A 13,808-nucleotide genomic window follows, 5' to 3' on the forward strand; every position below is an offset into this window, starting at 1 on the left:
TAGACTACAAAGGTATATATAAAACTTGATACATTTATCCAACAAGCATACTTATTTTTCATATTATACAACATACACGCTTCATCCAAAATACACAATACACTAAATACCAATAAAATAAAAAGAGGAAGAACAATCATTCTCCCTCTTATCAAAACTTGTATATTCCGATTAATTATTTTCCGGACGAAGTTTACGAACTGTTACGGCTGTCTGCCACATTTCGCTTTCACGTAATGCCTTCAGTTCTGCTTCCAGTTTCTCACGATAATCCGGTTTTGAATTGGAATCAATAGAAATTTGTGCTTCATTACCTGTCTTGACACTATTATATAATTTCTGAACAACGGGCTTGATTGCGTCGTGGAACGGGCCCATCCAATCAAGAGCACCACGCTGAGCTGTCGTAGAACAGTTGGCATACATCCAATCCATACCATTCTTAGCAAACAAAGGCATCAATGACTGAGTCAGCTCTTCTACAGTTTCGTTAAATGCTTCAGATGGAGTATGACCGTTTTCACGCAAAACCTCATACTGGGCCAGCAGCAGTCCTTGTATAGCTCCCATCAGCGAACCGCGTTCGCCTGTAAGGTCAGAAGTAGCTTCACGAACGAAAGTAGTCTCAAACAAATATCCTGAACCAACTCCAATACCTAATGCAATGGTTCTCTCCATAGCTCTTCCGGTAGCATCCTGATAGATAGCGTATGAAGAGTTCAGTCCACGGCCTTCAAGGAACATCGTACGAAGTGAAGTGCCCGATCCCTTGGGAGCAACCATGATCACATCGATATCTTTCGGTGGAACGACACCGGTACGGTCACTCCAGGTAATTGCAAAACCATGAGAGAAGTAAAGCGCTTTTCCGGCAGTCAGGTAAGGTTTGATAGTAGGCCATACAGACATTACGGCAGCATCTGACAACAGACACATCACAATAGTACCTTTCTCGCAAGCCTCTTCGATGCCGAACAGTGTTTCACCCGGAACCCAGCCGTCTGCCACTGCTTTCTCATATGTTTTTCCCGGACGCTGACCAACGATCACATTGAAACCGTTATCACGCAAATTCAGTGACTGACCCGGTCCCTGCACACCGTAACCGATAACAGCGATTGTTTCATTTTTCAATACTTCACGAGCTTTTTCCAAAGGAAATTCTTCACGGGTTACTACATTCTCCGTAACACCGCCAAAATTCAATTGTGCCATTTTTCTTTTTTGTTTTAAAAGTCCTGCTTCATCTCATTTAGGAAGCAAAACCGATTATTAATAATTAAACTTATACTCTTTATTTATTATAGTGCAAACCGCCAGCCTACATTAAGCTGCACCACACTATTGTTTGCTTTCGGATTAGAATTACTTGCCCACGCTTTGTTTACATTAATCAATCCGATATTATAGTTAAGAGAAACCAGCAAGCCACGCTCAAACTGATATCCGGCACCAAGTCCCACACCACAATCAAACGTACGAATCACGTTCATACCTATAACTGTGGTCGCATGATCGGAAGATGCTTTATTCTCTGAGTTCACATTAAAACTAAACTGCGGACCTCCGAATAGATACAATCCTTTATATATGAATTCTTTCGCATATACCGGGATGTTTATATAATCCAACTTGTCCGTATAAGAAACCCCATTACCGTTATATTTACTTCCCTGCATTGAGTAGTACACTCCTGCTTCTATTCCGAACCGTTCAGTCAGCATCACATCGCCACCCAATCCCACATTAAGTCCGGGACGTACTTTAGAATCCACTTCTCCGGTAGTGTTGGCCAAGTTCAAACCAACTTTAGGAATCAAATGAAACTGCTGGGCACCCACCCGGCAAGAAACAAAAAGCAGTAAAAGAAAAACTATTTTTTTCATCCTATTATATTTTAAACTATACAAACTTCACTTTTGCGCGGCAAACCACTTCACAATCGTTTTTCTTTATCTCTACGTGATACTCATCTTCGTTCACCTCCTCTTCAAAAAAAGAAAGTTCGTCACCGTAATAACTCTCCGCCACATAGGCCATTTCAAACCTCTGAATTTGTTTCCTCATATATAATTGAATGGGGAATAAATCCAAGATATGCTCTATATAACGAATACTGTTCACATGGCCATTGATATCAATATCACTATACTTAGCGGTCAACTTAGCAGAAGGCTTGTCTGTTGTCACCTTGATGCGCGAAGGTTTCTCAATAGGGCAAGGTTCGTCACATACATAATCCACGATACTGCCGCCATGCAATGTCAGCAAATCGGCAGGTTTACGGGTATTCAGATTAATCATCGCCCATACCGAACGGGCATACCCGATCTTCTTGCCATCTTTGTTCAGGATAGCAAAATTACGGTCTGTAAAAAGACGGTATACATTCTCCACCCACGTCTGTACGGTAAACTCTTCATATTGATAAGGCATCTCTTCCAGATCGATGGCCAGACGGGACAGTACCCAGGTATAATTGTCTTCATTCAATGTAGCAATCCCGAACCCACGTTCACTGGCATGAAAACCGGCACAATTTAACAGATGATTACCGAGCACCCCCATTGTCAAACGCCCCTTGAAGTCGACATGAAAAGGTTCCGCAATAAACTTATAACTTCCTATCTTATTCGCATCACTCATCTACTTTTCCTCTCCTTTGCTTAAGTTATATTTGGTTTCACGATCTGCCAGAAATTCGTTCACGCGTTCAAAACAACTGGTAGTGATGGCCACCCGCCCCGAACGCACAAACTGCAACACACAGTTCAATACGCTCAATTCTTCGTAGAGGGAAGTAATTTCCTCACTGATTCCATTCTTCTCGACAATGGCAAATACCGGATTTACTTCTACAATCCGTGCGTTGTAACGACGGATCACTTTCGACGCCTCCGGTTGTGACTGAAATTCCGGCATAGACACTTTGTAAAGTGCTATTTCATGGAAATAAATTTCATCCTCAGTGAAATAATGCGCCTGAAGCACGTCTATTTTCTTCTCGATCTGCTTGACAACCTTCTCAATCGTATCCTTGTCAGTCCAGGCTGTAATGGTGTACTTATGTACCCCCTTGATGGAAGAAGCCGAAACATTCAGACTTTCTATATTAATCTGCCGACGGGTAAATACCGCCGTAACCTGATTCAACAATCCGGCAAAGTTCTCTGAATGAACAATTAACGTATATAATGTTTTATCCATAACCTCTAAATTATTAGCATTCCAACAACATCTGATTAACCGAACCTCCCGGAGGAGTCATCGGCAATACATTCCCCTCTTCAATCACACAGGCTTCCAACAGGAACGGACCCTCTGTCGCAATCATTTCCTCTATCGCATCAGCCAGTTCTTCACGGGTGAAAACCCTTTTGGCCGGTATATCGTAAGCAGAAGCAATCTTGATATAATCAGGATTCAACATGGGTGTAAACGAATATTTACGGTTAAAAAACATTGCCTGCCATTGGCGTACATTTCCCAGAAAATTATTATTCAATACGATGATTTTAACCGGTGCCTTCTGTTCCATAATGGTTCCCAGCTCCTGAATGTTCATTTGCAAACCACCGTCACCCATAAATACACAAACCGTACGGTCCGGTCGGCCAAAAGTAGCACCGATAGCGGCAGGAAGCCCGAATCCCATAGTGCCGAGCCCTCCGGAGGTAATAATGCTACGATCCTTTGAGTATTTAAAGTATCGGGCAGACATCATCTGGTTCTGCCCTACATCAGTTACCAATACTGCTTCATGATTCGTTGCATCGCTTACTGCACGCACCACTTCTCCCATTGAAAGCGTATCGCCCATCGGGTGCAATTCCGGACGGATCACCTTTTCTTCTTCCACCTGTTCATAAGGCAGGAAACTATCCAGCCACTCTTTATGCTCATTGGGTTGAAGCAATGCCGTTACCGTGGCAAGTGTTTCTTTACAGTCACCCAATACTGCCACATCCGCATGTACATTCTTATTCACCTCAGCCGGATCAATATCAAAATGAATCACTTTAGCCTGTTTAGCATAGGTGGCTAAATTGCCGGTCACACGGTCGTCAAAACGCATACCGACAGCGATCAAGACATCACATTTATTGGTGTTCATGTTCGGTCCGAGATTACCATGCATTCCCAACATACCTTTATTCAGAGGGTGTTCAGTCGGTAAGGCCGACAGTCCCAGCAGCGTACATCCGGCGGGCATGCCTGCTTTTTCGATAAAAGCACGCAGTTCCTGCTGGGCATTGCCCAACTCCACACCCTGACCTACCAATACCAAGGGCCGTTCCGCACCGTTAATTAATTCGGCAGCTACTTTCACAGCCTCCGGATCGGTCTCGGGTACAGGCACATAGCTGCGTATAAAATCAAGCTTTGTAGGAGAATATTCCGCCTTCTCCACCTGAGCATTTTTCGCGAAGTCAAGCACTACCGGTCCCGGGCGTCCGCTTTTGGCAATATAAAAAGCACGGGCCACTGCCCACGGAACATCTTCGGCACGGCGAATCTGATAACTCCACTTTGTGATCGGTTGTGTAATACCTACCAGGTCGACTTCCTGAAAAGCATCCGTACCGAGAAAAGCCGTTCCTACCTGTCCGGCAATCACCACAATCGGTGTACTGTCAATCATCGCATCCGCAATACCGGTAATGGTATTAGTAGCCCCGGGGCCACTTGTCACCAGACAAACCCCTACTTCACCCGAAGCACGGGCAAACCCCTGAGCAGCATGTGCCGCTCCCTGTTCATGGCGAACCAAAATGTGATTCAAAGTCTCCCTATGGTCATATAAGGCATCGAATACCGGCATGATGGAACCTCCGGGATAACCAAAGATCGTCTTTACACCATGATATTCCAAAGAACGCATTAATGCTTCACCGCCTGAAATTATATCTTTACTCATGTACTAAAATTTACAATTTAACGATTTATGATTTCGATTGAAACAACCCCATAGTTAATCAATCAGTCTCACCGCCCCTTTATCGGCAGAGCTTACCATGCTGGCATACGCTTTAAGGCTCTTAGGCACATAGCGTTCACGAGTGACCGGAGTCATCGGACGTGCAGCCAGTTCTTCATCGGTCAGTCGCACGTTGATAGTCCGTTCGGGGATATTGATTTCGATGATATCACCATCCTTGATCTTCCCGATATTACCTCCGGCGGCCGCTTCGGGAGAGATATGACCGATGCTGAGTCCCGATGTACCGCCACTGAAACGGCCGTCGGTAATCAGCGCACACTCCTTGCCCAAATGGCGCGATTTAATATAAGAGGTGGGATAAAGCATCTCCTGCATACCGGGACCTCCTTTCGGACCCTCGTGCGTGATGACGACTACATCTCCGCTGACAACTTTTCCTCCGAGTATCCCATTGCAGGCGGCTTCCTGTGAATCAAATACCTTTGCCGGACCGGTAAACTTCCAGATACTTCCGTCCACACCGGCTGTTTTCACCACACAACCATCCTGAGCTATATTTCCTTTCAGTACGGCCAGTCCTCCGTCTTTGCTATATGCATGTTCCATATCGCGAATGCACCCTTCGGCACGATCCGTATCCAGTTCTTTGTAATAGACGTCCTGAGAGCCGAGCACCAGATTGAACTTCCCGGCAGCCGCACTCTTATACTTCTTAATAGCCTCTTCACACACGTTCGGGCTTGTTATATCATATTTATCAATTGCTTCACCCAATGTCATCCCATCGATACGGGCCACGGATGTATCTATCAATCCGGCTTTGGCAAGTTGTCCCATAATCCCCATGATACCTCCGGCACGATTCACATCCTGAATGTGATACTTCTGAGTATTCGGCGCTACCTTGCACAGGCACGGGCTTTTGCGCGACAACATATCGATATCATCCATTTTAAAGTCCGCTCCTGCTTCATGAGCTACCGCCAGCAGATGGAGTACCGTATTGGTAGATCCTCCCATCGCGATGTCCAGCGTCATGGCGTTTAGGAATGCCTCACGGGTGGCAATGCTCCGGGGAAGCACACTCTCATCACCGTCCCGATAATATTTATAGGTATTTTCTACAATCAGTTTCGCAGCATCTTTGAACAATTGGGTACGGTTGGCATGAGTCGCCACAATCGTTCCGTTTCCGGGGAGTGCCAGACCGATCGCTTCGTTGAGGCAGTTCATCGAGTTGGCAGTAAACATCCCCGAACAGCACCCGCAAGTGGGACAGGCCCGATTCTCAATTTTGGAAACTTCTTCATCGCTCACACTTTCATCGGCCGACTTAATCATCGCGTCAATCAGGTCCAAATGCTGCCCGTCCAATTCACCGGCTTCCATCGGGCCTCCGGATACAAATACAGTAGGAATATTCAGCCTCATAGCCGCCATCAACATTCCCGGAGTGATTTTGTCACAATTGCTGATACACACCATGGCATCCGCTTTATGGGCATTCACCATATATTCTACGCTATCGGCAATGATATCCCGGGAGGGAAGGGAATAGAGCATTCCGTCGTGCCCCATAGCAATGCCATCATCAATGGCAATCGTATTGAACTCTGCAGCAAAGCATCCCAGCTTCTCAATTTCTTTTTTCACCAGCTGGCCTATTTCATGTAGATGTACATGTCCCGGAACAAACTGAGTGAACGAATTGACGATGGCAATGATAGGTTTGCCTAATTGCTCTTTTTTCATACCGTTGGCTGCCCAAAGTGCCCGGGCACCCGCCATGCGACGGCCTTGTGTGCTGAACGAACTGCGTAACTGCTTTTTCATTTCAATATTCCTTTTAAGTAAAGAGCCTTTCCCACCGTAGTGAGAAAGGCTCTAAATCATATCTTCTATCTGTACGAATACATACATAACCTTTCTCACGCTCTTGATGGAATCACCACGACGCGAATAATATGCAGGACTGCCAGGTTAATTGATGTATGATTATTCATAACTTCTGTTTTTCTTTCTTTATGTGCTGCAAAGGTAAGTGCTTTTTTATAAACTCCAAACAAATTGAAGAAAAAAATCACTCAAAACAAAATAATTGTAAGCAAAGCCCATCATTAAATACGCATTTATCATTCAGAATACTATATTCCGAACTATTCCTTATAAAAATCCGCTTTCAGAATATATACAAATTGAATATAAACAGCACAAACATACCAATTATGCGACAACTCTTCAAGGAAGAAAACAAAGAAACATCAATAGAAATCAAGGAAAAAGAAAAGAGCGGAAAGATTAGATTAAAGTCAAACCAATAAAACATGGGGATGTTTTACGATACAACATCCCCATGTTATAGTACAAAACATCCGGATGTTTCACATAACAACACCCGGATGTTTTCGCAACAAGAGTTTAAAGTTTCAAAGTAAACAATGGCATATTACTGACGAATAAAACGTATACTAAATCCGAAGCCACGACTATATGTATTCGTACATTGTGGTACGGCTACATTCGAAGGATTGACGGAGAGTGCCCAGCAATCATTCCCATCAACACTGTCAAACCACCAATACCCAACTTCATCTTTTTCCTGGAAAGCAAAAGGCTCATCAGCATTGCGCCGTCCACCGGGTTTCCCGACAAATCCGGCAATCTTCAATGCCTCGGCTACTTTAGGATCCCCACCTAAGAAATCCCGCAATGTATCCCAGTCTCTCAAATGATTCGGTATTTTCCAGCCTTTAGGGACCAAGGACGTGCCACTGGAAAACACACCTGCATTATACAACAGTCCATATTGATTGCGAATGGTCCGGCTATCTTCCGTAATGCCAGCGGGGAAACCATATACAGCATATCGCGGGATACCATCCTTTCTCCATTCTGAGGAAATGACTCCTGCACTGTTTGTTATCGTCCGCAAATTATCCGCCATCCAATACTGTGTACCGATTTTCATCACCCGATACGAGTTACCTTCATTGTCGGTAGCCTGATAAGGACGGAGTCCGCTTGCCTGATTGCCCGAGTAACCGATATAATCACCGGTAATAAAATTCACTCCGTCTTCGGTAAACAAAGAGGTGAATGGCTCCGTATTAGTACCCGGCGTATAAACGGTAGTCAGATAATCCACCTTTCCTCCGTTGTCCAGAACCACTCCTTCACCAAACGCCTTGTTATAAACATTATAAGGATAAAAGACCGAGGCACTTTTACCCGATCCAAATGAATAATCGGGAATAAACTCATGACATAGTTCTCCTACTTTCACTCCCTCAACATAAAGTTCATAAACAAACGAACGGGAAGAATCGGGCACTTTAAATTCAAGTAATAAGGTAGTTTCAAGCGTTGCCGGCAATTTCTTACCATCCTTAGCAGTCAGTTCGAGGACAGCAGTACCGGACAATGCTCCATCAGCCGAACCTTTACCAGGGGCAATCACTGTTATTTCGCCATCAGTGGCCGATGTATACCTTGCCGTAACTGTCCAACCGCGCGGGGCCGTACATACCGGAGCAATATCTTTATTCACGCCACTACAAGTAAATGCAAAGGTCCGGGATTCGCTCCGATGGAAATATGCCACTTCCGAAGTCTCCAGTCCGACCTGTGATCCTTGCCATTCCGGCACTTTAAGAGTTTTTCCATCACTCAGATAAAATACAATATAACCGTCTTCACTGACCACCTTCCGGAACATAGGATCGCCGGATGCACCTTTCGCCTTCATCGGATTACCCGCAGCATCTTCCAATTCAACAGGACCACTCCCATAGTCAAGCGTCCAGTATCCTGCCGCATTGACCCCAATGACCGGAACAATGCCATCGGTTCCCGAAGCTCTGACCTTTTGCCCGTTGTTATCCAAAAGAAAAGAAGAAGTTCCATCCGGAGCCTTGTTAGCCCAATACAGATGCCCGTCCGTATCCATTTTCATGGTGATGACGGGAGCTATACCATTTTTTCCCTTATCTCCTTCCGCACCGTCTTTACCATCCGTACCGTCAACTCCGTCTTTACCATCGGTACCATCCTGACCGTCTTTGCCGTCGGTACCGTCAACTCCGTCTTTACCATCGGTACCATCCTGACCATCCTTGCCGTCGGTACCATCAACTCCGTCTTTGCCATCGGTACCATCCTGACCATCTTTGCCATCGGTGCCGTCCTGACCATTCTGACCATCTTTACCGTCTTCCCCTTTCTTGCCGTCATCTCCTTTCTCGCCATTCTTGATGACAATGGTGCCACTCTTAAAGAAACTGATCGTATAGCCGCTTCCATCCGCAAGTTCGTTGAATCCGGTAATATAATCACCGGATTCAGACGAGTCTATGATCAGCTTTAAGGCAACAATATCCCTATTCATATTTTTACATAACTCTTCGATAGAGTTTGCCTGTTCCTCCATTTCCGCGTGATTCTTCAGCACTTCGTTTATCTCTTCCTGGCTACAGGAAGCAACGAGGAACAAACAGAGAAACAATAGTTTGATTATATGATTCATATTTATTAGAGTTAAATTAATAATTTGCATCCCGGACACAACGGATACTGTTACCTTCGCCCAACCCGACAGCACCGGAAGTCAGTTGCTCTACAGAATTGGAATTATAACTCATCCGGATGCGGTAATCCGTTTCCGTCGACCACCATTGCCCTGTTGTTTCCGAAGCTCCGGTACTGCCATTACTACCCTCGACCGCATTAGCAGGTAAAGCAGTAAAACCGGTCAGATTGTCTCCCTCTATTCCGGCACTCTCCATCCAGCTTCCGAGCCCTTTCCCAATAGCTGTCGATTTCAGTTTACGTGCATCTGCCCCCACAAAGTCTACCAATTCTTGCAGTTCTGCTTTAGAAGGAACATGCCATCCTTGGGGAGCTATATTTCCTTTCATCGCAAACTGATTGTAAAGCACACCGTACAGGTTGCGATATTGCATAGCACCCGGAGCATCGGCATTAGCCGCCCGGTCGACCTGACATGCAGGAAGACTTTTTCCACATTGAACCATCCAATCCAGAGACGTGGCAAAACCGGTAGGAATAGGAGTACCATCATTAAATTGGGTTGTCTTCAGATTTTCTCCCATCCAGTAGAGACTGCCTATTTTCACAACCCGGTAAGCATATCCCTGCACATCGACAGCCAAGGAAGCTTTCAGCCCGCAAACAGTCCCGTTCACCAGCCCGTCTGTTCCATCTGCCGGCATTACATACTGACCGCCGTTTTCCGTCAGTATGGCAGTAGATGACGGATTACCCGTAACCGGAGTATACCCTGTTCCGTCATGCTGTATCGACGCTCCGTTCTCCAGAATAATCCCCGGACCAAAAACACGCGAAGCAGCATTATAAGAATAGACTACAGTAGCCCGGTCCGTCGTGGAATAAGCCGGCACATATTCCCGGCATATTTCTCCTACTTTAAACCCCTCCATCAAAATATCATAAACCAGGGAACTATTGAACTTCGGAAGCTCAATACGATAATACAACGTTACCAAGATGTCTGCCCGGACAGTATTTCCCAAGGCATCTGTGCCTTCTATCGTTATTCTTTCCGAAGCCGGCAGAGCCGAACCGGCAGCAGGCGCTTTCACAGTCAGCACCCCTTGCAAAGCTTTCGGCTGATAATTAATCGTAGCATCCCATGTTCCTGCCACCTTTACTATCTGCCGGAAACTACTACAATCAAACGGAATGTCCAGTGCTACTCCACGACGAAAGAAAAGAGGTCCCGTTTCATTGAATATCAGTTTATTATCTGCGAATTTAGCCACCTTATAGACACTTCCGTCAGTCATTGTAAAAATGACATACTCCGGATCTCCCGGATTCACAGACGTAAAGATGGACTGGCTGCCATCTGTCACGGTGGCTACAATTTTCTCTCCGCTTGCTCCTGTCATCCACTTCGTAACAGTTCCGACAGTAACCTGCCAGTAATATTCTCCGTCCGTATCTTTAGCTATACCGACAGATGGAGTAATACCATTTACCGGAGTCATAATCACTTTATTACCCTCTCCGTCCGTCAGCCACTCTACCACTCCGGCACCTATCTGTACAGTCCAGTAATAATTACCATCCGTATCCTGTTTAGCACCCATCAACGGAGTATCTCCGGCCGGACCTTTCACACCATCTTTACCGTCAGTACCGTCAACTCCGTCTTTGCCATCCGTACCATCTGCGCCGTCCTGACCATCATTGCCATTACTGCCGTCGGTTCCGTCAGTTCCGTTCGAGCCATTCTGACCATCTGCCCCATCTTCACCGTCAACACCATCCTTGCCATCCGTACCATCTGCGCCGTTCTGACCATCATTGCCATTACTGCCATCGGTTCCGTCATTACCGTTTTCTCCTTTATTCCCAACCAGGCCATTCTTTACAAGCATGTCTCCCCCTTTATGAAAAACGATCAGTGTACCGCTCCCATCGGGCAACTCGGTCACACTTTCAATGTAATCATGAGTCGGTATCGTATTCACTATCGTGGCAAGCAGCCGTACTTCATTATTGGTATCGGATATCCATTCCCGGAGCTTTCCCATCCGGACATTCAATTCGGCTTCCCGGCGCAAGGCTTCGTTAATGTCCTCCTGAACACATCCTCCTGCCAACAAAACCGACAAAATGATAAATATATATTTCTTATATCTCTTCATGATTTCCTGTTTTAAAGATTAATCTTCTCTCAAAATCCGTACGCTATACCCCACCGAATTGTTATCTCCACTATTAAACCCAAGCTCGGAAGAAGTTGCAGATAACCTGAATACAGCACCGACACTCTCCAGGCTGGCGCTACTCCACCAGATACCGGCTTGCTGAAGATCGTTAAACGAAAGACCGTCAGCAGCCCTATATCCCCCTCCGAAACCGCCAAAACCAGTGAGATCAGTTCCGCCGGCAACATTCCAATGTTCTGTCCCGGCTTCCTTCAATAACGTACCGGCATTGGTGCCCAGAAAAGCCCGCAATATAGATACGATATCAGATTCCGTAGGAAGTTTCCATCCTTCGGGTACTACTTTCTTTGCTGCCACCCAATTGTACAAAACGCCATAAGATATTTTATTGGCAAAAGCTCCTGTAGCGGAGGCGTCCTGATAATCATACACGGCACAAGCACCTGAACCTGTATCTTCAAATCCACTTTCTTTCCAAGCATGCCCCGATAAGTTAGTTTCGACAGGACTTCCATCAGGATAACTAAGCGTCCGTAAATTTTCCATGGTCCAATACTGTTTACCTATTTTCACGATGCGATAGGTGTTACCATCCACATCAGTCAGTTTTTCCGCTTGCAGGCCATCTCCGAAATTCGGTTCCCGTCCTTTCAACGAACTGTCGGTATAGAATTCCGCCCCGTCTTCAGTATAGATATACATGACTGCCGGCCGGTCGGCAGCAGGAGCATGATAGCCCGTACCGTCGTGCTGCACCGTGCCTCCTGTATTCGTGATAAGCCCCGCCCCATAAATTCCTCCTGTCAGATAAGGATAGACAATCGTTGCAGACTGCTTTAACTCCCGCTGATATTCCCGGCAAAGCTCTCCCACCTTTTTACCCCAAAGACGGATGTTGTAGACATAAGAGCCTTTGAAATCCGGAAGCATTATCCTATAAAGCATACTCACGGCGAAAGAGCTCCGTGCTGCTTCTTCTGTGGTATTCGTACTCCTCAGTACTACATCTCCGGATAATGCTACGCCCGCTGCTCCTGCCAAAGGAGCTTCAAGGGCCAGTGTACCTGCATCAAAATCAACCGTTGCCTTCCATCCCTCCGGAACATCTACCGATAGCCGTTCCTTAGAGATACCCTTACAACTGAAAGCAATCACCCGGGACTCGCCACGACTGAAGAAGAGCAGTTTGCGTCCCTCCGGCACCTCAATAGAAGGTTTTCCCACCGGTATTTTAAATTGGGTTGCTCCCCCACTTAAAGTAAACTCTATATAATCCGGATCTTTATATTCCACCTTCTCAAACACAGACACGGCATCTTTTGCGTTGGCAATTATTTTCTTTCCACCCGCCTCAATCCATGTTTCAGGATCGGACCCTATCTTCTGTGTCCAGTAATAATTATCGTCACCGCCATCAGCCACCGTCCACTGTTTCACTCCTAACCGGGGAGTCCGTCCATCATGGACCGCAGAGACTGCCTTTATCCGGTTTCCGTCATTGTCCGCCAGATAATATGGTTCACCGGAACCGACTTTTACAGTCCAGTAATATTCCGAGTCAGTGGGGTCCTGCATAATGCCGACCACCGGATTCTGTCCGGGATCACCTTGTTCTCCTTTGCTTCCGTCCGTACCATTAGCTCCATCTTTACCGTCTGTTCCATCCACGCCATCCTTGCCATCGGAGCCATTCGTTCCATCCACACCATCTTTACCATCGGTGCCGTTCTCTCCATCTTTACCATCCGTACCATCGGCACCGTCTACGCCATCTTTGCCGTCCGTACCATCTACACCATCCTTGCCGTCCGTACCGTCAATACCGTCTTTGCCGGCATCTCCATCGGGACCCGTATTTCCCTTCTTTCCGTTACGAATAGTGATCGGGGCACTTCTGGAAAAGGAGATGGTATATCCCGTACCATCCGCCAACTCCTCAATGTGAGTGATGTTGTCTCCTATCTTGTCAATATTGACAATCACCTGAAGATTATAAATATCTTCATTCAATTTTCTGCATAACTCTGTCAGTTCCTGCAGTTCTTTCTTCTGATCGCCTTGTCTGTCAAGTAAATCGTTGAAATCGGATTCCTTACAGCCATGCAGCAACGGAATCAATAACAACAACAGATATATTCTCTTTCTAATCATAG

General features: G+C 45.9%; 9 protein-coding genes. All 9 read right to left on the reverse strand.

The features are described 5' to 3' along the window. Positions 1-171: 171 nt before the first annotated feature. The 9 genes from ilvC to G7Y45_RS19545 all read right to left on the reverse strand — a co-directional run bounded on the left by ilvC (position 172) and on the right by G7Y45_RS19545 (position 13,806). Entirely contained in the window at positions 172-1,215 is a 1,044-nt protein-coding gene (gene ilvC / locus G7Y45_RS19505) for a ketol-acid reductoisomerase (RefSeq protein WP_005808312.1), read from the reverse strand. A gap of 86 nt (positions 1,216-1,301) precedes the next feature. Next, positions 1,302-1,886: a porin family protein gene (locus G7Y45_RS19510; protein WP_005808313.1), complete on the reverse strand. Its 585-nt coding sequence runs from the start codon at positions 1,884-1,886 to the stop codon at positions 1,302-1,304. 16 nt (positions 1,887-1,902) lie between these two features. Continuing rightward, positions 1,903-2,646, reverse strand: coding sequence for an acyl-[acyl-carrier-protein] thioesterase (locus G7Y45_RS19515; protein ID WP_005781287.1), 744 nt, complete (start codon positions 2,644-2,646; stop codon positions 1,903-1,905). Beyond that, positions 2,647-3,207 (reverse strand): acetolactate synthase small subunit, encoded by a 561-nt coding sequence (ilvN, locus tag G7Y45_RS19520; protein WP_005808314.1) that lies wholly within the window; start codon positions 3,205-3,207, stop codon positions 2,647-2,649. Positions 3,208-3,220: 13 nt separating this feature from the next. Next, entirely contained in the window at positions 3,221-4,918 is a 1,698-nt protein-coding gene (gene ilvB, locus G7Y45_RS19525; protein ID WP_032536827.1) for a biosynthetic-type acetolactate synthase large subunit, read from the reverse strand. Between the two features lie 54 nt (positions 4,919-4,972). Beyond that, on the reverse strand, positions 4,973-6,775 hold the full coding sequence (gene ilvD / locus G7Y45_RS19530) for a dihydroxy-acid dehydratase (protein WP_165016170.1): 1,803 nt from the start codon (positions 6,773-6,775) through the stop codon (positions 4,973-4,975). 613 nt (positions 6,776-7,388) lie between these two features. After that, entirely contained in the window at positions 7,389-9,464 is a 2,076-nt protein-coding gene (locus G7Y45_RS19535; RefSeq protein ID WP_165016173.1) for a PL29 family lyase N-terminal domain-containing protein, read from the reverse strand. A 16-nt stretch (positions 9,465-9,480) separates the two neighbouring features. Then, positions 9,481-11,631: an FISUMP domain-containing protein gene (locus tag G7Y45_RS19540; RefSeq protein ID WP_165016176.1), complete on the reverse strand. Its 2,151-nt coding sequence runs from the start codon at positions 11,629-11,631 to the stop codon at positions 9,481-9,483. 18 nt (positions 11,632-11,649) lie between these two features. Then, on the reverse strand, positions 11,650-13,806 hold the full coding sequence (locus tag G7Y45_RS19545; RefSeq protein ID WP_165016179.1) for an FISUMP domain-containing protein: 2,157 nt from the start codon (positions 13,804-13,806) through the stop codon (positions 11,650-11,652). Positions 13,807-13,808: the final 2 nt, after the last annotated feature.

Source organism: Bacteroides sp. ZJ-18, assembly GCF_011038705.2.
GTDB classification, from domain to species: Bacteria; Bacteroidota; Bacteroidia; order Bacteroidales; family Bacteroidaceae; genus Bacteroides; species Bacteroides hominis.

Excerpts from the sequence above, each read along its gene's own strand:
- ilvC (WP_005808312.1), bottom strand. The coding sequence starts at position 1,215 with ATGGCACAATTGAATTTTGGCGGTGTTACGGAGAATGTAGTAACCCGT.
- G7Y45_RS19510 (WP_005808313.1), bottom strand. The coding sequence starts at position 1,886 with ATGAAAAAAATAGTTTTTCTTTTACTGCTTTTTGTTTCTTGCCGGGTG.
- G7Y45_RS19515 (WP_005781287.1), bottom strand. The coding sequence starts at position 2,646 with ATGAGTGATGCGAATAAGATAGGAAGTTATAAGTTTATTGCGGAACCT.
- ilvN (WP_005808314.1), bottom strand. The coding sequence starts at position 3,207 with ATGGATAAAACATTATATACGTTAATTGTTCATTCAGAGAACTTTGCC.
- ilvB (WP_032536827.1), bottom strand. The coding sequence starts at position 4,918 with ATGAGTAAAGATATAATTTCAGGCGGTGAAGCATTAATGCGTTCTTTG.
- ilvD (WP_165016170.1), bottom strand. The coding sequence starts at position 6,775 with ATGAAAAAGCAGTTACGCAGTTCGTTCAGCACACAAGGCCGTCGCATG.
- G7Y45_RS19535 (WP_165016173.1), bottom strand. The coding sequence starts at position 9,464 with ATGAATCATATAATCAAACTATTGTTTCTCTGTTTGTTCCTCGTTGCT.
- G7Y45_RS19540 (WP_165016176.1), bottom strand. The coding sequence starts at position 11,631 with ATGAAGAGATATAAGAAATATATATTTATCATTTTGTCGGTTTTGTTG.
- G7Y45_RS19545 (WP_165016179.1), bottom strand. The coding sequence starts at position 13,806 with ATGATTAGAAAGAGAATATATCTGTTGTTGTTATTGATTCCGTTGCTG.